The following is a 20,117-nucleotide window of genomic DNA, read 5'->3' on the forward strand; positions in this document are numbered from 1 at the left end:
CGGTCGGGTAGCGTCGGAGGCATGAACTTCGGAGCTGGTGTGCCCACGGTCGGTGTCACGGACCTCAAGGACGACGACTTCCTGCTGGACGTCCGCGAGGACGACGAGTGGCGGGCGGGCCACGCCGGGGGAGCGCTGCACATCCCGACCAGCGAGTTCGTGGCCCGGTACGGCGAGCTGACCGAGGCCGCGCCGCAGGACGGCCGCGTCCATGTGATCTGCCGCTCCGGCGGCCGGTCCGCCCAGGTCACCATGTACCTGGTGCAGCAGGGCATCGACGCGGTGAACGTCGACGGCGGCATGCAGTCCTGGGCGGCCGCGGGCCGCCCGGTGGTCACCGACGACGGCCGGCCGGGCCACGTGCTCTAGTCACCCCGGCAGGCCGCGCGGTCAGCCGAGCGGGTGTGCCGCCAGCGTGTCCCGAGCCCTCCTCGTACGCCGCCGCCGGGCCGAGCGCCAGTTCCAGGTGCTTGACCCCGGCGTGGTGGCGGTGCGGGAGAGAGAGTCGTTGTCCGCGCCGGAGCCACCGTGCAGATGCTGTGCCGTCTGCACGGCGGGCAGTTCCGGGCCGCCGGGGGGTGCGGAGGGGGTGTGGCGGGTGGCCGGCATGGCCCGCAGATCGATGTACCGTTCCGCGGCCTGCACGGCCACCGCCTGGAAGGCCGCGGCCGGGTGTTTGAACTGCTCCCGCGCGCCGGTGTGTTCACCGGTCATGTCCAGCACCCGCTCGCCCGGCCCGAGCACCGCGCACAGGTGCCGGTGGCGAGCAGGGCGTGCAGCCGCTCCCCGGCGCCCTCGGTCCTCGGCCGCCGCGTGCTGCTCCTCGGTGAAGATGAGGTCCATGGCCTGTCCCCCGACGGTGCGAGTCGCCGACTGAGGGGCCGTCAGGACGGAACAGCCTCAGGAAAAGGGAGCCTCGACGGTCCTTCCTCCGCGGCGGGTTGCCTCGCGGGTTGCGTGGTACGTCCTCAGCGGTCGAAGTCCAGCTCCACCTGTTCGGTCAGCGGATGGGACTGGCAGGCCAGTACGTATCCGGCGTCCGTCTCGTCCTCTTCCAGGGCGAAGTTGCGGTCCATGCGGACCTCGCCGGAGACCAGGAAGGCCCGGCAGGTGCCGCAGACCCCGCCCTTGCAGGCGTAGGGCGCGTCGGGACGGTTGCGCAGCACCGTCTCCAGCAGGGACTCGCCCTCCTGCACGGGCCAGGTGCCGCCGCGTCCGTCGAGGCGGGCCGTGACGGTGCTGTGCGCGGCCGCCGGTGCGGTGCCCGCCGCGGTCGGGCCGGAGTCCACGTGGAAGATCTCCTGGTGGATCCGCGCGCGGTCCACGCCCAGTTCGCGCAGCGCCCCCTCGGCGCCCTGCACCAGCCCGTAGGGCCCGCACAGGAACCATCCCGCCACCTGCTCCAACGGCAGCAGCGCGGGCAGGAGTCCGGCGAGGCGCGCCCGGTCGAGCCGGCCGGACGGCAGGCCCGCCTGCTGCTCCTCCCGGGAGAGCACGGTCACCAGTTGGAGCCGCTCCGGATAGCGGTCCTTCAGATCGGCGACCTCCTCCAGGAACATCGTGGACGCGGCCGTACGGTCACCCCGTATCAGACAGAACCGCGCCCCCGGCTCACGCGCCAGCAGGGTGGAGACGATGGACAGCACCGGGGTGATGCCGCTGCCGCCGACGATCGCCGCGTACAGCCCCGGCGCCGGTTCCAGGGTGAAGCGCCCGGCCGGGGTCATCACCTCCAGCTCGTCCCCGACGTTGATCTCCTTGAGCGCGTAGGTGGAGAAGGCGCCGCCCTCCACCAGGCGAACCCCCACCCGCAGGCTGCTGGGTCCCTCGGTGTCCGGGCCGGGCGCGGGGGAGCAGATCGAATAGGTCCGGCGCACCTCCGCGCCGTCCACCCGGCGCCGCAGCGCGAGGTGCTGGCCGGGTGCGTGCCGGTAATCCGCGCGCAGCTCGGGCGGGACGGTGAGGGTGAGGGCCACGGAGTCGTCGGTGAGCCGGTCGACCGCGGCCACCTGGAGCGGGTGGAAGCGCGCCATCACAACTCCTTGAAGTGGTCGAACGGTTCGCGGCAGGACAGACAGCGGCGCAGTGCCTTGCACGCGGTGGAGGAGAACCTGCTCAGCAGCTCGGTGTCGGGCGAGCCGCAGTGCGGGCAGGGGACCGGCTCGGCCTCGGTGGCGTCGGTGCGCGTCGGGCCGAGGGTCAGCGGTACGGGACCGGAGGTCTCGCGCACCCTCGGCGGGGCTATGCCGAACTCCCTGAGTTTGCGCCGGCCCTCGGGCGTGATGTCGTCGGTCGACCAGGCGGGTGTGAGCACCCTGCGCACCGTGACCTCGCGCAGGCCGTGCTCCCGCAGGACCCGCTCGATGTCGAGGGACATCGCCTCGACGGCCGGGCAGCCGGTGTAGGTGGGGGTCAGGTCGACCTCGGCGGCGTCGGTGCCGTGCAGGTGCACCGCACGCACCACGCCCAGCTCATGGAGCGTCAGCACCGGAAGCTCGGGATCGGGGACCGAGCCGGCCAGCTCCAGCAGCTCCGCCTCCAGGGCGGTGGCGGTCACCATGACGCCCCCGGATGGCTGCGGTGCAGATGCTGCATCTCCGCGAGCATCCGGCCGAAGGGCTCGGTGTGGATGCCCTGGCGGCCCGCGCCCGCCGACCAGGCCCCGGTGCGCGGCCCCTCGGGAACCGTCAGGGTGGCCCGGTCGAGCACCTCGGCGACCGACTCCAGCCAACGGGACTCCAGGGCCGCCCAGTCGACGTCCAGTCCCTCCACGGGCTGGAACATCTCCCCGGTGAACCGCCACAGCGCGGCACAGGCGCGCCGCATCCGCTCATGGCTGGTCCCGGTGCCGTCACCGAGGCGCCGGGTCCACTGCTCGGCGTGGTCGCGGTGGTAGGCGACCTCCTTGACCGCCTTCGCGGCCAGCGGGGCGAACGGTCCGTCCCCGGCGGCGAGTTCGGCGTGCAGGAGATGCTGGTAGGTGGAGAAGTACAGCTGCCGGGCGATGGTGTGGGCGAAGTCGCCGTTCGGCTGCTCGACCAGCTGGAGGTTGCGGAAGGACCGTTCCTCGCGCAGATAGGCCAGTTCGTCCTCGTCGCCGACCAGGGACAGCAGGACCCGGGCCTGGCCGAGCAGGTCGAGGGCGATGTTCGCGAGGGCGACCTCCTCCTCCAGCGCGGGGGCGTGCCCGGCCCACTCCCCCAGGCGGTGGGAGAGCACCAGGGCGTCGTCGCCGAGCGCGAGCGCGGCGGTCACCGGGACGGTGGCGGAGCCGGTGGCGGTCACAGGTGCTTCACCCCTTCCGGGATCTCGTAGAAGGTCGGATGCCGGTAGGGCTTGTCGGCGGCCGGCTCGAAGAAGGGGTCCTTCTCGTCCGGCGAGGACGCGGTGATCGCGGCGGCCGGGACGACCCAGATGGAGACGCCCTCGCCGCGCCGGGTGTACAGATCGCGGGCGTTGCGCAGGGCCAGCTCGGCGTCGGGCGCGTGCAGGCTGCCGGCGTGGGTGTGGGAGAGGCCGCGCCGGGAGCGCACGAAGACCTCCCACAGGGGCCAGTCGGTGGTGCTCATGCTCGCTCCGCTCCCGTCGTCTCGTGTCCGGCGGCCTTGGTGGCGCCGGTGTGCTTGGCCGCGTGGGCCGCGGCCGCTTCCCTCACCCAGGCGCCCTCGTCATGGGCGCGTTTGCGCTGGGTGAGGCGCTGTTCGTTGCACGGGCCGTTGCCCTTGAGGACCTCCCAGAACTCCGTCCAGTCGATCCGGCCGAATTCGTGGTGCCCCCGTTCCTCGTTCCACTTCAGGTCCGGGTCGGGGAGGGTCAGGCCCAGGGACTCGGCCTGGGGGACGCAGATGTCGACGAAGCGCTGGCGCAGCTCGTCGTTCGAATGGCGCTTGATCTTCCATTCCATGGACTGCGCGGAGTGCTGGGACTCGTCGTCGGGCGGGCCGAACATCATCAGGGAGGGCCACCACCAGCGGTCCACCGCGTCCTGGGCCATCGCGTGCTGTTCCGGAGTGCCCTGGCTCAGGGCCAGGAGCAGCTCGTAGCCCTGGCGCTGGTGGAAGGACTCCTCCTTGCAGATCCGCACCATGGCGCGCGCGTACGGGCCGTAGGAGCAGCGGCACAGGGGGACCTGGTTGGTGATCGCGGCGCCGTCCACCAGCCAGCCGATAGCGCCGACGTCGGCCCAGGTCAGCGTGGGGTAGTTGAAGATCGAGGAGTACTTCTGGCGGCCGCTGTGCAGCTTGTCGAGCAGTTCGTCCCGGCTGGTGCCGAGGGTCTCCGCCGCGCTGTACAGATACAGGCCGTGCCCCGCCTCGTCCTGGACCTTGGCCATCAGGATCGCCTTGCGGCGCAGGGAGGGCGCGCGGGTGATCCAGTTGGCCTCCGGTTGCATCCCGATGATCTCGGAGTGCGCGTGCTGGGCGATCTGGCGCACCAGCGTCGCGCGGTAGGCGTCGGGCATCCAGTCGCGCGGTTCGATGCGCTCGTCGGCGGCCACGGCCGCGTCGAAGACGCGCTGGTATTCCGCCGGGTCCCCGGCGGTGTTCCGGGCGCCGTCCGCCTCCGGGCGGGCCGTGCGCTGCGCGGCTGCTGTGGCCATGCGATCTCCCTGACCTCGGGCTCTGCGGTGGAATTCTCCCGACCGATCGTTCGGTCCGTGCGCATCAATGGTGTGCCGGGCCGCCGGACAGTGTCAACCGCTGTGGAAAACTCCGCGCGGAAGCTGTGGACGAGTGAGGCTCTTGGACGAGTGAGGCTCGTGGACCGGCGATGCCCGCGGACCGGCGATGCCCGCGGACGAGCGAGGCCGTCGGCGGGCGGAGTCGGTGGACCGGGCTGCGGGGAAGGGAGGGGCGGCCCCCGGGGCTGCGCTCGGAGGCCGGGGCTGAGTACCGTTCCGTGCATGTGCCGCGATGGGGCGCTCGTGGACCGCGCGGCGCCTGTGCCGGGCGGCCGTATCGGATGGGCCGGCCCCTGGGACCGACCCGGTGGGCCGACCCACGACTGAGGCGGAATTGGGGGACGGGCGGAATGGACGCGTACGACGAGGACCCGGGGGCCGCGCGCGGCCCGGACGGGCAGGGCGGGGCGCGTCCCCCGGAGACACCGCGGGACCGGAAGACCTCAGAGGCCCCGGAGGTCGGTGAGGAGCCGGAGGCACCGGCGAACCCAGGGATGCAGCAGGCACAAGGGCATCCCGGGATACAGCAGGCCCCGGAGACGTGGGAGGAGCCCGAGGCCCCAGGGACACCTGAGATGCAGGCGCCTCCAGAGGCTTCGGAGGCACCGGAGGCTTCGGAGGCTTCGGAGGCATCAGAGGTCTCGCAGGCCGCGAGGACCTCCGAGGCGCCGGAGACCCCTGGGAGCCGTGGATTGTCCGCGGGCCCGGAGGTCATGGGGATACAAGGGGAGCCCGAGAGTCCGACAAGCCCGGAAGGCACCCCGGAAGGCAGCCCGGAACGCCTCCCGGAGGACGGGCGCGACGCCGGCTCCGCCGAGCAGGAACCGGCGGCCCCCTTCCCTGCGCCCCGGAGCCCGACGCCTCAGGCCCCGGTCCCCCGCGGGCTCGCCGCCCTCTCCCTCCGCTACCAGATCGTCGCCGCCCTCGCCGTCGCCGTCGTCGCCGTCGGCGTGGGGGTGCACCTGCTGATGGTGTTCCTCAGCGTCGCGCCGCAGAACACGGTGTCCGAGCAGCACGGCAAGGCCGTCGAGGCATGGGTGTTCCCGGAGTTCGAACAGAACTGGAAGCTGTTCGCACCCAATCCGCTCCAGCAGAACATCGCCGTGCAGGTACGGGCCGATGTGCGGATGAAGGACGGCAGCGTGCGCACCACCGGCTGGACCGACCTGTCCGCCCAGGACGGCGCCGCCATCGACGGCAACCCGGTGCCGAGCCACACCCAGCAGAACGAGCTGCGCCGCGCCTGGGACTTCCTCACGGCGACGCACACCGCGGACAACCGTCCCGTCGGCCTGCGCGGCTCCCTGTCGGAGGAGTACCTGCGCCGGATCGTGGTGATGCGCCTGTACCGCACCGATCCGACCAGCCGGCTCGGCATCGTCCAGCGGGTGCAGGTCCGGTCCTGCACCGTCGATGTGCAACCCCCCTCATGGAGCGGTGAGAAGGTGCCCGACAAGCCCTTGTACCGCGTGCTGCCCTGGTGGACCGTGAGCGCCGACGAGGCCGCCGGAGGTGTGCGGTGAACCGGCTCTCCCAGTCCCTGTCCCGCGGGCTCGCCCGCGTCACCGAGGCGGCCCTCGGGCCGTACCAGAGCGCCGTGATCCGGATCGGCTTCGCGGGGACCTGGCTCTTCTTCCTGCTGCGCGAGTTTCCGCACCGCCAGGAGCTGTACGGCCCGAGCGGCCCCTGGGACTGGGGCATGGGCCGGCGGCTGACCGAGGACAACCACGCCTTCACGGCCCTGATGTGGTCGGACGGGCAGCTGTGGTTCGAGTGCTTCTACACGCTCGCGATCCTCGCCAGTGCCGCGCTGCTGCTCGGCTGGCGCACCCGTACGGCGTCCGTGCTGTTCATGGTGGGCGTCCTGTCGCTGCAGAACCGGAGCGTCTTCGTCGGCGACGGCGGTGACAACGTGCTGCACCTGATGGCCATCTACCTCGTGTTCACGCGCTGCGGACAGGTGTGGTCCCTCGACGCTCGGCGAAGAGCGCGCGGCGAGCGGGCCCCCTCCGACCGGTTCTCCTCCGACCGGGTCCCCACCGGCGACGCTCCCACCGACCGGACTCCGGCAGACCGGGTCGGCCCGCTCCTGTGGGCGGTCCTCGGCCTCGCGCTGATCACGGTGACGGCGACCGGCCGCCTCTTCGGCAACGCCTGGCTGATCCCGGTCCTGCTGTGGACCGTATGGGTGGCGCTCGGGCTGTGGTGGCTGGTCCAGCGCCTGGCGCGCTCGCCCGAGCCGCGAGTCCTGCTCGACGTGATCGCCAACGTCCTGCACAACGGCGCCCTCGTGGTCATCATGGCCGAGGCGTGCCTGATCTACGCCACCGCCGGGTGGTACAAGATCCAGGGCTCGCGCTGGCAGGACGGCACCGCCGTCTACTACCCGCTCCACCTGGACTACTTCACGCCCTGGCCCGGCCTCGCCGACCTGATGTCCACCAGCGGCACCATCCTGATGATCGTGGCGTACGGCACCGTGATGGTGCAGGTCGCCTTCCCCTTCACGCTGCTCGACCGGCGGGTGAAGAACGTGCTGCTGGTGCTGCTCATGCTGGAGCACTCCGTGATCGCGGTCGTCCTCGGACTGCCGTTCTTCTCCCTGGCGATGATCACCGCGGACGCGGTCTTCCTGCCGACCTCGTTCCTGCGCCGGGTCGGCGCCCTCGCCACTCGCGCGCGCGGCCGGTTCGTCGAGGACGACGACCACGGCGACGGCCGGGACATCGGCGGGGACACAGGCCGGGACATCGGCGGAGGCGAGGACGGCACGGTGCCGGCGCCGCGCTCCCCGGAGGACAGCGCGCCCGGCCCCGTAGGGTTCACGGCATGACCGACCCCCTGATCCGCTGGCGCGAGTACGCCGCCTCCGCCGTGCTGCTCGACGGCTTCCACGCGCTCAAGCACGCGCTGCGCTTCGGGGCCGAGGTGCCGGTGGCGGTCACCACCGACCGGCGGGCCGCGCTCGCCCTGGCCGAGGAACTGGCCGGGGACGTCCGGGAGACCCTGGCCGTGCTGCTCACCGAAGTTCCCGAACGGACGTACGCCGGTCTCGTACCGCGCCCGCATCCGACGGGTGTCGCCGCGCTCGCCGTACGACCGTCACGCGAGGCCCGTCTGGAGGCGCTCGCCCGGATGCCGCGCACCGCCCCGGTGGTGGTCCTCGACAACCCCCGCAACCTCGGCAACGCGGGCGCCGTGATCCGGCTGGCCGCCGGTTTCGGGGCGACCGGCGTGGTCACCACCGGCACGCTCGACCCCTGGCATCCGACCGTGGTGCGCGGCGGCGCGGGACTGCACTTCGCCACCGCCGTGGAGCGCCTGGACGTCGACGAGCTGCCGCCCGGCCCGCTGTACGCCCTGGACCCGGAGGGCGAGGACATCCGCGGCACCGAGCTTCCCGACGACGCCGTCCTCGCCTTCGGCTCGGAGCGCAGTGGGCTTTCCGCCGAGGTGCGCGCGCGGGCCGACCGTCTGCTGCGGCTGCCGATGCGCCCCCAGGTCTCCAGCTACAACCTCGCCACCAGCGTGGCGATGACGCTGTACCACTGGAGCGCCACCGGGGGCGCCCCCGCCGCCTAGCTGTATTGCCCCGCGAGTTTGGGGGACGCGGCCGGCGGGAGGACGGACCCGCCCTCCCGCCGGCCCCGGCCGCTAGCCTTCCCGGCGCACCTCGACCACCCGGAACCGGTTCGCCACGAAGGCGCCGTCGCACAGGGCCGCGTTCGCCGCCGGGTTGCCGCCCGAGCCGTGGAAGTCGGAGAAGGCGGCGGTCTGGTTCACGAACACCCCGCCGGTGAGGTTGAAGGACAGCTGGGCGGCCTCCTCCAGGCACACCTCCTCGATGGCCCCCTCCACCTCGCTGTCGGTGGTGTACGCGCCGACCGTCATCGCGCCCTTCTCGCGCACCGTGCGCCGCAGCAGCTCCACCGCGTCGGTCACCGAGTCGACCGCGACGGCGAAGGAGACGGGGCCGAAGCACTCGCTCATGTAGGCGGCCTCGGCATCCGGCTTGGCGCCGTCCAGCTTGACGATCACCGGGGTGCGCACCACCGCGTCCGGGAACTCCGGGTTGGTGATCTCGCGCGAGGCGAGGGCGACCTCGCCGAGTCCGGCCGCGGCCTCCAGGCGGGCCTTGACGTCGGGGTTGACGATCGCGCCCAGCAGCGCGTTGGCCCGCGCGTCGTCGCCGAGCAGTCCGTCGACCGCGCGGGCGAGGTCGGCGGTGACCTCGTCGAAGGTCTTCGGTCCCTGGTCGGTGCCGATGCCGTCGCGCGGGATCAGCAGGTTCTGCGGGGTGGTGCACATCTGGCCGCTGTACAGGGACAGCGAGAACGCCAGGTTGGACAGCATGCCCTTGTAGTCGTCCGTGGAGTGCACGATCACCGTGTTGACGCCGGCCTTCTCCGTGTAGACCTGCGCCTGGCGCGCGTTGGCCTCCAGCCAGTCGCCGAAGGACGTCGAACCGGTGTAGTCGATGATCCGGATCTCCGGGCGGGTGGCGAGCGACTTGGCGATGCCCTCGCCGGGGCGCTCGGCGGCCAGGGCGACCAGGTCGGCGTCGAAACCGGCCTCGGCGAGCACCTCGCGCGCGACGCGCACGGTCAGCGCGAGCGGGAGCACCGCGCGCGGGTGCGGCTTGACCAGGACCGCGTTGCCGGTCGCCAGGGAGGCGAACAGGCCCGGGTAGCCGTTCCACGTCGGGAAGGTGTTGCAGCCGATGACCAGGCCGATGCCGCGCGGGACGGGCGTGAAGTCCTTGGTCAGCACCAGCGGGTCGCGCTTGCCCTGCGGCTTGGTCCACTCGGCGGTCCCGGGGGTGCGCACCTGCTCCGCGTACGCGTACGCCACCGCCTCCAGGCCGCGGTCCTGGGCGTGCGGGCCGCCCGCCTGGAACGCCATCAGGAAGGCCTGGCCGCTGGTGTGCATGACCGCGTGCGCGAACTCGTGCGTCCGGTCGCTGATCCGCTTGAGGATCTCCAGGCAGACCACGGCACGCACTTCGGCGCCCGCGTCCCGCCAGGCCCGCTGCCCGGCCTTCATCGCGGGCAGCAGTGCGTCCAGGTCCGCGTGCGGGTAGCTCACGCCCAGCTCGATGCCGTACGGCGAGACCTCGCCGCCAACCCAGTCGTCCGTGCCCGCCTGGCCGAGGTCGAAGCGGGTGCCCAGCAGGGCGTCGAAGGCGGCCTTGCCCGCGGCCGCGTCCAGGCTGCCGTGGTCGCCGTACGCCTTGGGGTGCTCGGGGTGCGGGGACCAGTACGCGCGGGTGCGGATCGCTTCCAGGGCCTGGTCGAGAGTGGGCCGGTGCTTGGCGATCAGCTCGGGGGCGGTCAGTTCGGCGGCCATGCGGGACCAACTCCTCGTCTGGAGAACTCGTCTTCGAGTTCAGGACCTGGCAGAAAGAGCAGCGGGATGGGACGGTCAGGGCTAGAGTAACCGAACGATCGGTCGGTTCAAGGGGGTCCGCCGCATCTGTGGAAAACCCCGTGCGGGAGGATCGCGCACATGACAGCACTCGACCTCGGCAGCCCCGTGGCAGTCGTCGGCACCGGCACCATGGGCCAGGGCATCGCCCAGGTCGCACTGGTCGCCGGCCACCCCGTGCGGCTCTACGACGCCGCGCCCGGACGGGCCCGGGACGCCGCCGCCGCGATCGGCGCGCGCCTGGACCGGCTGGTGGAGAAGGGCCGGCTCGACGCCGCCGCACGGGACGCGGCCCGCGCCCGCCTGGAGCCCGCGGACGCGCTCACCGACCTGGCCGACTGCGGCCTCGTCGTGGAGGCCGTCCTGGAGCGGCTGGACGTCAAGCAGCAGCTCTTCGGCGAGCTGGAGGACGTCGTCGCCGAGGACTGTCTGCTCGCCACCAACACCTCCTCGCTGTCGGTGACGGCGATCGGCGGCGCCCTGCGCCATCCGGGCCGCTTCCTCGGCCTGCACTTCTTCAACCCCGCCCCGCTGCTGCCACTGGTCGAGGTCGTCTCCGGGTTCGCCACCGACGTCACGTCGGCCACCCGCGCCTACGAGACCGCCCGCGCCTGGGGCAAGACCCCGGTGGCCTGCGCGGACACCCCCGGCTTCATCGTCAACCGGATCGCCCGGCCCTTCTACGCCGAGGCGTTCGCGGTCTACGAGGCCCAGGGCGCCGACCCGGCCACCATCGACGCGGTCCTGCGCGAGTGCGGCGGCTTCCGCATGGGCGCGTTCGAACTCACCGACCTGATCGGCCAGGACGTCAACGAGGCGGTGACGCACTCGGTGTGGCAGTCCTTCTTCCAGGACGTGCGGTTCACCCCGTCGCTGGCCCAGCGCCGCCTGGTGGAGTCCGGGCGCCTCGGCCGCAAGACCGGACACGGCTGGTACGACCACGAAGAGGGCGCCGAGCGGCCCGAGCCGCACACCGCCGACAAGGAGCGGCCGCCCGCCTACGTCGTCGCCGAGGGCGACCTCGGCCCCGCCGCCGAACTGCTCGCGCTGATCCGCGAGGCGGGCATCCAGGTCCGCGAGGAGAACGGCGAGGAGGGCGGCCACCTGGAGCTGCCCGGCGGCGGCCAGCTGGTCCTCGCCGACGGCCAGACCTCGGTGGAGTTCCGCGACGTCGTCTACTTCGACCTCGCCCTCGACTACCGCGAGGCCACCCGCGTCGCCCTGTCCGCCTCCCAGGACACCGCACCGGCGACCCTCGCCGAGGCCGTCGGCCTGTTCCAGGCGCTCGGCAAGGACGTCAGCGTCATCGGCGACGTCCCCGGCATGATCGTGGCCCGCACCGTGGCCCGGATCATCGACCTCGCCCATGACGCGGTCTCCAAGGGCGTGGCCACCGAGGAGGACGTCGACACCGCGATGCGCCTGGGTGTCAACTACCCCCTCGGCCCCTTCGAATGGGACCGCAGGCTGGGCGACGAGTTCGCCTACGACGTCCTGGACGCGATGCACGAGCGCGACCCCTCCGGACGCTACGCGCCGTCCCTCGCGCTCTACCGCCACGCCTATGCCGACGACAAGCGGGAGGGCACCTCATGACCACGCCCAGGCGCGACACGTACACCCCCGAGACACTGCTCTCCGTCGCCGTCCAGGTCTTCAACCAGCGCGGTTACGACGGCACCTCCATGGAGCACCTGTCCAAGGCGGCCGGCATCTCCAAGTCGTCGATATACCACCACGTCAGCGGCAAGGAGGAGCTGCTGAAGCGGGCCGTCAGCCGCGCCCTGGACGGCCTCTTCGCCATCCTGGAGGAGCCGGGGGCGGGGGAGGGGCGGCCCGTGGAGCGCCTGGAGCACGTCGTACGGCGCATGGTCGAGGTGCTCATAGCCGAGCTGCCCTACGTGACGCTGCTGCTGCGGGTGCGCGGCAACACCGAGACCGAGCGGTGGGCGCTGGAGCGCCGCCGCGACTTCGACCACCGGGTCGCCGAACTGCTCAAGGCGGCGGCAGCCGACGGGGACGTACGCCCCGAGGTGGAGGTGCGGCTGGCGACCCGGCTGGTCTTCGGGATGATCAACTCCATCGTGGAGTGGTACCGGCCGGAGGCCCGCGGCGCCTCGGGCCGCGAGGTCTCCGACGCGGTCGTCCAGCTGGTCTTCTCCGGACTGCGCCGGGACCGGCCCGCCACGTGACACGGCAAGGGGCCCTCCGGCCACCGGGGGCGCGCCCTTGCGGTGTTCCGTGCCGCGCCACCTAGGCGTCGGGTTCCAGGTCCTCCTCCTCGAACACCAGCAGCGTGCGGGTGCTCAGCACCTCCGGGATCGCCTGGAGCCGGGTGAGCACCAGTTCGCGCAGCGCCCGGTTGTCGGGCGTGTGCACCAGCAGCAGCACGTCGAAGTCGCCGCCCACCAGCGCGATGTGCGAGGCGCCGGGCAGCTGGCGCAGCTGTTCGCGGACCGTGCGCCAGGTGTTCTGGACGATCTTCAGCGTGATGTAGGCCGAGGTGCTGTGCCCGGCCCGCTCATGGTCCACGCGCGCGCCGAAGCCCCGGATGACCCCGTCCTCGACCAGCCGGTTGATGCGCGCGTAGGCGTTGGCGCGCGAGACGTGGACGCGTTCGGCGACCGACCGTATCGAGGCGCGGCCGTCCGCCTGGAGGATGCGCAGGATGTCCTGATCGATGGCGTCCAGCGGTCGTGCCGGCAGCGGCACCGCGTCCTGCGCTGTCTCGGCCATTTGTTCAGGTGCCATGTCCCCCCGCTCCCTCACCGTGGACGTCCTGCGTTCATTCCAGGCTGTGCAGAACCGTTTGTCCACAGCCTGGAGGGGCCTGTAGCCAAAATGTGCCGACGACCGAACAATCGGTAGGTGAGACGGGTCACAGCCGACCCGTCTTCCGTAGCCGCTCCCACGAGGAGGTGCCGTCATGACGGTTCTGGAGCAGCGGGGCGCGTACCGGCCATCGCCGCCGCCCGCCTGGCAGCCCCGTATGGACCCCGCGCCGCTGCTGCCCGACGCCGAGCCCTACCGCGTCCTCGGCACCGAGGCGGCCGCCAAGGCCGATCCCGACCTGCTCCGCCGGCTCCACGCCCACCTGGTGCGCGGCCGCCGTTACAACACCCAGGCCACCGCGCTGACCAAGCAGGGCCGCCTCGCCGTCTACCCCTCCAGCACCGGCCAGGAGGCCTGCGAAGTCGCAGCCGCCCTGGCCCTCGAAGAGCGCGACTGGCTCTTCCCCAGCTACCGCGACACCCTGGCGGTCGTCGCCCGCGGCGTGGACCCCGTGGAGGCGCTGACCCTGCTGCGCGGCGACTGGCACACCGGCTACGACCCGTACGCCCACCGGGTGGCCCCCCTCTCCACCCCGCTGGCCACCCAGCTCCCGCACGCCGTCGGTCTGGCCCACGCCGCCCGCCTCAAGGGCGACGACGTGGTCGCGCTCGCGATGGTCGGCGACGGCGGCACCAGCGAGGGCGACTTCCACGAGGCGCTGAACTTCGCCGCCGTCTGGCGGGCACCCGTCGTCTTCCTGGTGCAGAACAACGGCTTCGCCATCTCCGTCCCGCTCGCCAAGCAGACCGCCGCGCCCTCCCTGGCCCACAAGGCCGTCGGCTACGGCATGCCCGGCCGCCTGGTCGACGGCAACGACGCGGTGGCGGTGCACGAGGTCCTCGGCGACGCCGTACGGCAGGCCCGCGCCGGCGGCGGTCCGACGCTGATCGAGGCGGTCACCTACCGCATCGACGCCCACACGAACGCCGACGACGCCACCCGCTACCGGGGCGACGCCGAGGTCGAGACCTGGCGCGCCCACGACCCGGTGCGCCTGCTGGAGACGGAGCTGACCGAGCGCGGTCTGCTCGACGAAGCCGCGCTGGAAGCCGTACGGGAGGACGCCGAGGCGATGGCCGCCGACCTGCGCGCACGCATGAACCAGGACCCCGAGCTCGACCCGATGGACCTCTTCGACCACGTCTACGCCGAGACCACCGCCCAACTGCGCGAACAGCGGGACCTGTTGCGGGCCGAGCTGGCGGCCGAGCAGGACGGGCCCGACCAGCAGGAAGGCGACCGCCGATGACCACCGTGGCCGTCAAGCCCGCCACCATGGCCCAGGCCCTCACCCGCGCGATGCGCGACGCGATGGCCGCCGACCCCAGCGTGCACGTGCTCGGTGAGGACGTCGGCACCCTCGGCGGCGTCTTCCGCGTCACCGACGGGCTCGCCAAGGAGTTCGGCGAGGACCGCTGCACCGACACCCCGCTCGCCGAGGCCGGCATCCTCGGCGCCGCCGTCGGCATGGCCATGTACGGCCTGCGCCCGGTGGTGGAGATGCAGTTCGACGCGTTCGCCTACCCGGCGTTCGAGCAGCTGGTCAGCCATGTCTCCCGGATGCGCAACCGCACCCGCGGCAAGATGCCCCTGCCGATCACCGTCCGCATCCCCTACGGCGGCGGCATCGGCGGTGTCGAGCACCACAGCGACTCCTCCGAGGCGTACTACATGGCCACCCCCGGCCTGCACGTGGTCACGCCCGCGACCGTCGCCGACGCCTACGGCCTGCTGCGCCGGTCCATCGCCTCCGACGACCCGGTCGTCTTCCTGGAGCCCAAGCGGCTCTACTGGTCCAAGGACACCTGGAACCCCGAGCAGCCGGCCGAGGTCGAGCCGATCGGGCGTGCGGTGGTCCGGCGCACCGGCCGCAGCGCCACGCTGATCACCTACGGCCCCTCCGTGCCCGTCTGCCTGGAGGCCGCCGAGGCCGCGCGGGCCGAGGGATGGGACCTGGAGGTGATCGACCTGCGCTCCCTGGTGCCGTTCGACGACGAGACGGTCTGCGCCTCCGTGCGGCGCACCGGACGCGCGGTCGTGGTGCACGAGTCCACCGGGTTCGGCGGGCCGGGCGGCGAGATCGCGGCCCGTGTCACCGAGCGCTGCTTCCACCACCTGGAGGCCCCCGTGCTGCGCGTGGCCGGGTTCGACCTCCCCTACCCGCCGCCCATGCTGGAGCGGCACCATCTGCCCGGCGTGGACCGCGTCCTGGACGCCGTGGCCCGGCTTCAGTGGGAGGCCGAGCGCTGATGGCACAGGTGCTGGAGTTCAAGCTGCCCGATCTCGGCGAAGGACTGACCGAGGCGGAGATCGTGCGCTGGCTGGTCCAGGTCGGTGACGTGGTCGCCGTCGACCAGCCGGTGGTCGAGGTCGAGACGGCCAAGGCCTCGGTCGAGGTCCCCTGCCCCTACGGCGGTGTGGTCACCGCCCGCTACGGCGAGGAGGGCACCGAACTCCCGGTCGGCGCCCCGCTCCTGACGGTCGCGGTCGGCGAACCCGCCGCGGAGTCCGGAGAGGGCTCGGGCAACGTCCTGGTCGGCTACGGCACGTCCGAGGCGCCGGGCCGCCGGCGCAGGGTGCGGCCGGTGGCGCCGGCCGGCGGCGGTGCGAGCAGGGGCGTGAACGGCAGCGCCTCGGCGCCCGCTCCGGGCCGGCCCGTCGACGCGGGCCTGCCCAGCGGTCCCGTGCCCGTGATCTCCCCGCTGGTCCGGCGGCTCGCCCGCGAGGGCGGACTGGACCTGCGGCAACTGGCGGGCTCGGGCCCGGACGGGCTGATCCTGCGCGCGGACGTGGAGCAGGCCCTGCGGGCCGGCTCCGGCCGGGACCGCGGTCGTACGGCCGAGGTCCCCGCCGTGGCCGCTCCCGCCCCCGCGGCGGCCCCGGAAGCGGGCGAGGTGCGTGTCCCCCTCAAGGGCATCCGCGGTGCCGTCGCCGACAAGCTGTCCCGCAGCCGCCGGGAGATCCCGGACGCCACCTGCTGGGTGGACGCCGACGCGACGGAACTGATGCGCGCACGGGCCGCGATGAACGCGGCCGGGGGCCCGAAGATCTCGCTCCTCGCGCTCCTCGCCCGTATCAGCACCGCCGCCCTCGCCCGGTTCCCCGAGCTCAACTCCTCCGTCGACACGGGCGCCCGCGAGATCGTCCGGCACCCGCATGTGCACCTCGGGTTCGCGGCGCAGACCGAGCGCGGTCTGGTCGTGCCGGTCGTCCGGGACGCCCACACCCGTGACGCGGAGTCCCTGACCGCCGAGTTCGCCCGGCTCACCGAGGCGGCCCATGCCGGGACGCTGACCCCCGGAGAACTCACCGGTGGCACCTTCACGCTGAACAACTACGGCGTCTTCGGCGTCGACGGCTCCACGCCGATCGTCAACCACCCCGAGGCCGCCATGCTCGGCGTCGGCCGGATCATCCCCAAGCCGTGGGTGCACGAGGGCGAGCTGGCGGTCCGTCAGGTGGTGCAGCTCTCGCTCACCTTCGACCACCGGGTGTGCGACGGCGGCACGGCGGGCGGCTTCCTGCGGTACGTGGCGGACTGCGTGGAACAGCCGGCGGTGCTGCTGCGCACCCTGTGACCGCCGGGTCCCGGTGATCCTTCGGTTTCCCCTGAACGGCCCGGACCGCATACTCGGGGAGTGACCGACCAAGCCACCGGCCCGACGACCACCCAGGCCGCCAGGGCCGCAGCGGCCCCCGGAGCCGACGCGGCCCCACCGCCGTACGACGCCGTCGTGCTGGCCGGTGGTGCCGCGCGGCGGCTCGGCGGAGCCGACAAACCCGGTGTCCGGGTCGGCGGCCGGGCGCTGCTCGACCGGGTGCTCTCGGCCTGCGCGGGCGCTCGTACGACCGTCGTCGTGGCCGCGCCCCGCACCACCGTCCGCCCGGTGCGCTGGGCGCGCGAGGAGCCGCCCGGCGCCGGACCGGTCGCCGCGCTGGCCGCCGGGCTGCGGCACACCACGGCCGAGCACGCCGTGGCCCTCTCCGCCGACCTGCCCTTCCTGCGCCCGGCCACGCTGCACCGCCTGTTGGCCGCCCTCGACGACACCGGCGCCGAGGGCGCGCTGCTCACCGACGCGGGCGGCCGCGATCAGCCCCTCGTCGCCGCGTACCGCACCGCCGCGCTGCGCCGCGAACTGGCTGCCCTCGCCGCCGCGCACGACGGTCTCACCGGGCTGCCGCTGCGCCGGCTCACCGGCGCCCTCCGCCTCACCCGCGTCCCGGACCCGTACGCGTCCTTCGACTGCGACACCTGGGACGACATCGTCAACGCCAGGACACGCATCAGGGAGCATGGGCACGTGTTGGATGAATGGATCTCCGCAGTCAAGGACGAACTGGGCATCGACCTGGACGTCGACACGAACGCCCTGCTCGACCTCGCCCGCGACGCCGCGCACGGCGTCGCCCGCCCCGCCGCCCCGCTGACCACCTTCCTCGTCGGCTACGCCGCGGCACGGGACGGGGGCGGCCCCGAGGCCGTCGCCGAGGCCGCCCGCAAGGCCGCCGCACTGGCCCTGCGCTGGGAGGAAGAGGCGGGGGAGACCAAGGGGAGCGGGGGCCCGAGCGCCCCGGACGCCGGATGACCGCGCCCGGCCTCCGCAACGGGGGACCCGTGGAGGACAGCGACGACCTCGACGTCGAGGAGGCCCTGGCCCTCGTGAGGGAAGCCAAGGACGACGGCACCGGCTTCGCACCCGCCCCGGCGCCGCACGCGCAGTCCGCCGCGCGGCACCGGCCCGCCCCGGCGGAGCGGCGCCGCGCCACCTCCTGGCCACAGGCCCGCGAGACCGCCGCCCGCGCCGCCCGCTCGGCCCGGACCGCCGCAGGCGCCGCGGGGACCGCCGGGGCCACCGGTTCGGCCGGCCTCCGCCGCGCCCCCGTCTCCGTACCCCTCGGCGACGCCCTCGGCCTCGTCCTCGCCGCCCCCCTCGACGCGCTCACCGACCTGCCCTCCTTCGACACCTCGGCGATGGACGGCTGGGCGGTCGCCGGACCCGGACCCTGGGCGGTACGCGAGGAGGGCGTGCTCGCCGGGCACGCCCGGCCCGCGCCGCTCACCGACGGCGAGGCGGTCCGCATCGCGACCGGTGCCCGCGTCCCCGCCGACACCACCGCCGTCCTGCGCACCGAGCACGGCCGCACCGACGCCCAGGGCCGGCTGCACGCCACCCGGGACATGGTCCACGGCCAGGACATCCGCCCGCGCGGCCAGGAGTGCCGCAGCGGCGACCAACTGCTGCCCGTCGGCACCCAGGTCACCCCGGCCGTCCTCGGCCTGGCCGCGGCCGCGGGATACGACACCGTCACCGTCGTCCCCCGCCCCCGCGTCGAGGTCCTGGTCCTCGGGGACGAGCTGCTGACCGAGGGGCTGCCGCGCGAGGGGCTGATCCGGGACGCGCTCGGCCCCATGCTGCCGCCCTGGCTGCGCGCGCTCGGCGCCGAGGTCGTCGCCGTGCGCCGGGTCCGCGACGATGCCGAGGCCCTGCGCAAGGCGATCACCGCCGCCACGGCCGACCTGGTCGTCACCACCGGGGGCACCGCCGCCGGACCCGTCGACCACGTCCATCCCACCCTGGAGCGCATCGGGGCCGAACTCCTCGTCGACGGCGTCGAAGTGCGCCCCGGCCATCCCATGCTGCTCGCCCGCACCAAGGACGACCAGCATCTCGTCGGCCTGCCCGGCAACCCCCTCGCTGCCGTCTCCGGCCTGCTCACGCTCGCCGAGCCGCTCCTGCGGACCCTCGCCGCCCGCCCGGCCCCCGAGCCGTACGCACTGCCGCTGACGGAGGCGGTGCACGGGCACCCGCACGACACCCGGCTCATCCCGGTGGTGCTGCGCGGCGACCGCGCCGTGCCGCTGCACTACAACGGCCCGGCCATGCTGCGCGGCGTCGCCGCCGCCGACGCGCTGGCCGTCGTACCGCCGGGCGGGGCCCGGCGGGGTGACGAGGTGGAACTGCTGGACCTGCCCTGGGCGAGCGCGGGGATCGGGGTATGTTTCACGTGAAACGTGCGGACGGCGATCGGTCCGACGATGCCGCCGTCCCCCGCGACGACGCACACCCGGTGGACGAACGCCCGGTCGTCCACCGGGTGAGGCTCCCGGTGAAGGTGGTGGAGCGCCCGCTCCGCCAGGTCGCCAAACGGCTGCTCATGGCGCTGCTGGTGCTGCTCGCCACCGCACTCGTCGTCTACGCCGACCGCGCGGGCTACCACGACAGCTCCGACGACTCCGTGGACCTGCTCGACTCGTTCTACTACGCCACCGTCACCCTCTCCACCACGGGATACGGCGACATCACCCCGGTCAGCGACAGCGCCCGGCTGACCAACATCTTCGTCATCACGCCCCTGCGCGTGCTGTTCCTGATCATCCTGGTCGGCACCACGCTGGAGGTCCTCGCCGAGCGCACCCGGGAGGAATGGCGCCTGAAACGCTGGAGGTCCGCCTTGCGCGAGCACACCGTCGTCGTCGGCTTCGGCACGAAGGGGCGGTCGGCCGTGCAGACCGTGTGCGCGACGGGGCTGAGGAAGGAACAGGTGGTCGTGGTGGACCCCAGCGCCAAGGTGATCGACGCGGCGACCGCCGACGGTTTCGCCGGGGTCATGGGCGATGCCACCCGCAGCGACGTCCTCAAGCGGGCCGAGGTGCACAAGGCCCGGCAGATCATCGTCGCCCCGCAGCGCGACGACACCGCGGTGCTGGTCACGCTGACCGCCCGTCAGCTCAACCGGGGCGCGAAGATCGTGGCCGCGGTGCGCGAGGAGGAGAACGCCCCGCTGCTGCGGCAGTCCGGCGCCGACGCCGTCATCACCAGCGCCAGCGCGGCCGGCCGGCTGCTCGGTCTGTCCGTCCTCAGCCCCGCCGCCGGCATGGTCATGGAGGACCTCATCCAGCAGGGCAGCGGCCTGGACCTCGTGGAACGGCCGGTGGTGCGCGCCGAGGCGGGCAAGCGGCCGCGCGAGGTCGACGACCTGGTGGTGAGCGTCGTACGCGGCCACCGGGTGCTCGGCTACGACGACCTGTCCATCGGCACCCTGCAGCTGACCGACCGGCTCATCACCATCGTCCGGGCCGGCCCCGGCACCCAGGTCACCCCGCATCGTCCGCTGCCCACGGACTGAGCGAGCCGTCGCGGGGCGCGAACACCGCGTGGGCCACGGGGAGTAGCGTCAT

Annotated in this window: 19 protein-coding genes and 1 pseudogene; 12 read left to right on the forward strand and 8 right to left on the reverse strand. The window is 73.3% G+C overall.

What is annotated here, in order from left to right:
• The first annotated feature begins 39 nt into the window (after positions 1 to 39).
• Positions 40 to 369, forward strand: coding sequence for a rhodanese-like domain-containing protein (locus QSK45_RS14115; protein WP_285557090.1), 330 nt, complete (start codon positions 40 to 42; stop codon positions 367 to 369).
• A 21-nt stretch (positions 370 to 390) separates the two neighbouring features.
• Here QSK45_RS14115 and QSK45_RS14120 read toward each other — a convergent pair.
• The 6 genes and pseudogenes from QSK45_RS14120 to paaA form a co-directional block, all read right to left on the reverse strand.
• Positions 391 to 797, reverse strand: a pseudogene (locus QSK45_RS14120) (acyl-CoA dehydrogenase family protein); the annotation flags it as partial.
• A gap of 171 nt (positions 798 to 968) precedes the next feature.
• The gene (locus QSK45_RS14125; protein WP_285556649.1) at positions 969 to 2,033 is read right to left on the reverse strand and encodes a 2Fe-2S iron-sulfur cluster-binding protein; all 1,065 of its coding nucleotides are present in this window, start codon (positions 2,031 to 2,033) and stop codon (positions 969 to 971) included.
• The gene (paaD, locus tag QSK45_RS14130) at positions 2,033 to 2,560 is read right to left on the reverse strand and encodes a 1,2-phenylacetyl-CoA epoxidase subunit PaaD (RefSeq protein ID WP_285556651.1); all 528 of its coding nucleotides are present in this window, start codon (positions 2,558 to 2,560) and stop codon (positions 2,033 to 2,035) included. The genes QSK45_RS14125 and paaD overlap by 1 nt, the downstream gene beginning before the upstream one ends.
• On the reverse strand, positions 2,554 to 3,285 hold the full coding sequence (gene paaC, locus QSK45_RS14135; RefSeq protein WP_285556653.1) for a 1,2-phenylacetyl-CoA epoxidase subunit PaaC: 732 nt from the start codon (positions 3,283 to 3,285) through the stop codon (positions 2,554 to 2,556). The genes paaD and paaC overlap by 7 nt, the downstream gene beginning before the upstream one ends.
• Entirely contained in the window at positions 3,282 to 3,569 is a 288-nt protein-coding gene (gene paaB / locus QSK45_RS14140) for a 1,2-phenylacetyl-CoA epoxidase subunit PaaB (RefSeq protein ID WP_014673816.1), read from the reverse strand. Before paaB ends, paaC begins: the two co-directional genes overlap by 4 nt.
• Complete coding sequence (paaA, locus tag QSK45_RS14145; RefSeq protein WP_285556655.1) at positions 3,566 to 4,600, reverse strand: 1,2-phenylacetyl-CoA epoxidase subunit PaaA; 1,035 nt, start codon at positions 4,598 to 4,600, stop codon at positions 3,566 to 3,568. The genes paaB and paaA overlap by 4 nt, the downstream gene beginning before the upstream one ends.
• A gap of 794 nt (positions 4,601 to 5,394) precedes the next feature.
• Between paaA and QSK45_RS14150 the strand changes: the two genes are divergently transcribed.
• From QSK45_RS14150 to QSK45_RS14160, 3 genes are read left to right on the forward strand one after another with little or no spacing between them, the layout of a single operon-like run.
• A complete protein-coding gene (locus QSK45_RS14150; RefSeq protein WP_285556657.1) occupies positions 5,395 to 6,204 on the forward strand; it encodes a DUF5819 family protein in 810 nt (269 codons plus the stop codon).
• A complete protein-coding gene (locus QSK45_RS14155; RefSeq protein WP_285556658.1) occupies positions 6,201 to 7,514 on the forward strand; it encodes an HTTM domain-containing protein in 1,314 nt (437 codons plus the stop codon). Before QSK45_RS14150 ends, QSK45_RS14155 begins: the two co-directional genes overlap by 4 nt.
• The gene (locus QSK45_RS14160) at positions 7,511 to 8,263 is read left to right on the forward strand and encodes a TrmH family RNA methyltransferase (RefSeq protein ID WP_285556660.1); all 753 of its coding nucleotides are present in this window, start codon (positions 7,511 to 7,513) and stop codon (positions 8,261 to 8,263) included. The genes QSK45_RS14155 and QSK45_RS14160 overlap by 4 nt, the downstream gene beginning before the upstream one ends.
• Before the next feature lie 72 nt (positions 8,264 to 8,335).
• Here the strand turns inward: QSK45_RS14160 and paaN are convergent, their stop codons facing one another.
• On the reverse strand, positions 8,336 to 10,027 hold the full coding sequence (gene paaN / locus QSK45_RS14165) for a phenylacetic acid degradation protein PaaN (protein WP_285556661.1): 1,692 nt from the start codon (positions 10,025 to 10,027) through the stop codon (positions 8,336 to 8,338).
• Between the two features lie 159 nt (positions 10,028 to 10,186).
• Between paaN and QSK45_RS14170 the strand changes: the two genes are divergently transcribed.
• The gene (locus QSK45_RS14170; RefSeq protein WP_285556663.1) at positions 10,187 to 11,701 is read left to right on the forward strand and encodes a 3-hydroxyacyl-CoA dehydrogenase; all 1,515 of its coding nucleotides are present in this window, start codon (positions 10,187 to 10,189) and stop codon (positions 11,699 to 11,701) included.
• Complete coding sequence (locus QSK45_RS14175; protein ID WP_285556665.1) at positions 11,698 to 12,297, forward strand: TetR/AcrR family transcriptional regulator; 600 nt, start codon at positions 11,698 to 11,700, stop codon at positions 12,295 to 12,297. The genes QSK45_RS14170 and QSK45_RS14175 overlap by 4 nt, the downstream gene beginning before the upstream one ends.
• A gap of 61 nt (positions 12,298 to 12,358) precedes the next feature.
• On the opposite strand, the gene QSK45_RS14180 is transcribed toward QSK45_RS14175, so the two are convergent.
• Entirely contained in the window at positions 12,359 to 12,856 is a 498-nt protein-coding gene (locus QSK45_RS14180) for an Lrp/AsnC family transcriptional regulator (RefSeq protein WP_285556666.1), read from the reverse strand.
• A 175-nt stretch (positions 12,857 to 13,031) separates the two neighbouring features.
• Here QSK45_RS14180 and pdhA point away from each other — a divergent pair, with 175 nt between their 5' ends.
• Genes pdhA through QSK45_RS14210 form a run of 6 tightly spaced genes read left to right on the forward strand, consistent with a single transcriptional unit; the run spans position 13,032 to position 20,065 of the window.
• Positions 13,032 to 14,186, forward strand: a complete 1,155-nt coding sequence (gene pdhA, locus QSK45_RS14185; RefSeq protein ID WP_285556668.1) for a pyruvate dehydrogenase (acetyl-transferring) E1 component subunit alpha — start codon at positions 13,032 to 13,034, stop codon at positions 14,184 to 14,186.
• Positions 14,183 to 15,187: an alpha-ketoacid dehydrogenase subunit beta gene (locus tag QSK45_RS14190; protein ID WP_285556669.1), complete on the forward strand. Its 1,005-nt coding sequence runs from the start codon at positions 14,183 to 14,185 to the stop codon at positions 15,185 to 15,187. Before pdhA ends, QSK45_RS14190 begins: the two co-directional genes overlap by 4 nt.
• On the forward strand, positions 15,187 to 16,515 hold the full coding sequence (locus QSK45_RS14195; RefSeq protein WP_285556671.1) for a dihydrolipoamide acetyltransferase family protein: 1,329 nt from the start codon (positions 15,187 to 15,189) through the stop codon (positions 16,513 to 16,515). Before QSK45_RS14190 ends, QSK45_RS14195 begins: the two co-directional genes overlap by 1 nt.
• Before the next feature lie 60 nt (positions 16,516 to 16,575).
• Positions 16,576 to 17,523, forward strand: a complete 948-nt coding sequence (locus QSK45_RS14200; protein WP_490993566.1) for an NTP transferase domain-containing protein — start codon at positions 16,576 to 16,578, stop codon at positions 17,521 to 17,523.
• A complete protein-coding gene (locus QSK45_RS14205; protein WP_285556673.1) occupies positions 17,520 to 18,947 on the forward strand; it encodes a molybdopterin molybdotransferase MoeA in 1,428 nt (475 codons plus the stop codon). The genes QSK45_RS14200 and QSK45_RS14205 overlap by 4 nt, the downstream gene beginning before the upstream one ends.
• Positions 18,935 to 20,065, forward strand: a complete 1,131-nt coding sequence (locus QSK45_RS14210; protein ID WP_490993567.1) for a potassium channel family protein — start codon at positions 18,935 to 18,937, stop codon at positions 20,063 to 20,065. Before QSK45_RS14205 ends, QSK45_RS14210 begins: the two co-directional genes overlap by 13 nt.
• The last annotated feature ends 52 nt before the right edge of the window (positions 20,066 to 20,117 follow it).

It is taken from the genome of Streptomyces hygroscopicus subsp. hygroscopicus (assembly GCF_030269125.1).
In the GTDB taxonomy this organism is placed as follows: Bacteria; Actinomycetota; Actinomycetes; order Streptomycetales; family Streptomycetaceae; genus Streptomyces; species Streptomyces hygroscopicus_C.

What these genes read in the sequence shown, in the direction of transcription:
- QSK45_RS14125 (WP_285556649.1), bottom strand. Translation starts at nt 2,033, where the DNA reads ATGGCGCGCTTCCACCCGCTCCAGGTGGCCGCGGTCGACCGGCTCACC.
- paaD (WP_285556651.1), bottom strand. Translation starts at nt 2,560, where the DNA reads ATGGTGACCGCCACCGCCCTGGAGGCGGAGCTGCTGGAGCTGGCCGGC.
- paaB (WP_014673816.1), bottom strand. Translation starts at nt 3,569, where the DNA reads ATGAGCACCACCGACTGGCCCCTGTGGGAGGTCTTCGTGCGCTCCCGG.
- paaA (WP_285556655.1), bottom strand. Translation starts at nt 4,600, where the DNA reads ATGGCCACAGCAGCCGCGCAGCGCACGGCCCGCCCGGAGGCGGACGGC.
- QSK45_RS14150 (WP_285556657.1), top strand. Translation starts at nt 5,395, where the DNA reads ATGGGGATACAAGGGGAGCCCGAGAGTCCGACAAGCCCGGAAGGCACC.
- QSK45_RS14160 (WP_285556660.1), top strand. Translation starts at nt 7,511, where the DNA reads ATGACCGACCCCCTGATCCGCTGGCGCGAGTACGCCGCCTCCGCCGTG.
- paaN (WP_285556661.1), bottom strand. Translation starts at nt 10,027, where the DNA reads ATGGCCGCCGAACTGACCGCCCCCGAGCTGATCGCCAAGCACCGGCCC.
- QSK45_RS14170 (WP_285556663.1), top strand. Translation starts at nt 10,187, where the DNA reads ATGACAGCACTCGACCTCGGCAGCCCCGTGGCAGTCGTCGGCACCGGC.
- QSK45_RS14175 (WP_285556665.1), top strand. Translation starts at nt 11,698, where the DNA reads ATGACCACGCCCAGGCGCGACACGTACACCCCCGAGACACTGCTCTCC.
- QSK45_RS14180 (WP_285556666.1), bottom strand. Translation starts at nt 12,856, where the DNA reads ATGGCACCTGAACAAATGGCCGAGACAGCGCAGGACGCGGTGCCGCTG.
- pdhA (WP_285556668.1), top strand. Translation starts at nt 13,032, where the DNA reads ATGACGGTTCTGGAGCAGCGGGGCGCGTACCGGCCATCGCCGCCGCCC.
- QSK45_RS14190 (WP_285556669.1), top strand. Translation starts at nt 14,183, where the DNA reads ATGACCACCGTGGCCGTCAAGCCCGCCACCATGGCCCAGGCCCTCACC.
- QSK45_RS14195 (WP_285556671.1), top strand. Translation starts at nt 15,187, where the DNA reads ATGGCACAGGTGCTGGAGTTCAAGCTGCCCGATCTCGGCGAAGGACTG.
- QSK45_RS14205 (WP_285556673.1), top strand. Translation starts at nt 17,520, where the DNA reads ATGACCGCGCCCGGCCTCCGCAACGGGGGACCCGTGGAGGACAGCGAC.
- QSK45_RS14210 (WP_490993567.1), top strand. Translation starts at nt 18,935, where the DNA reads ATGTTTCACGTGAAACGTGCGGACGGCGATCGGTCCGACGATGCCGCC.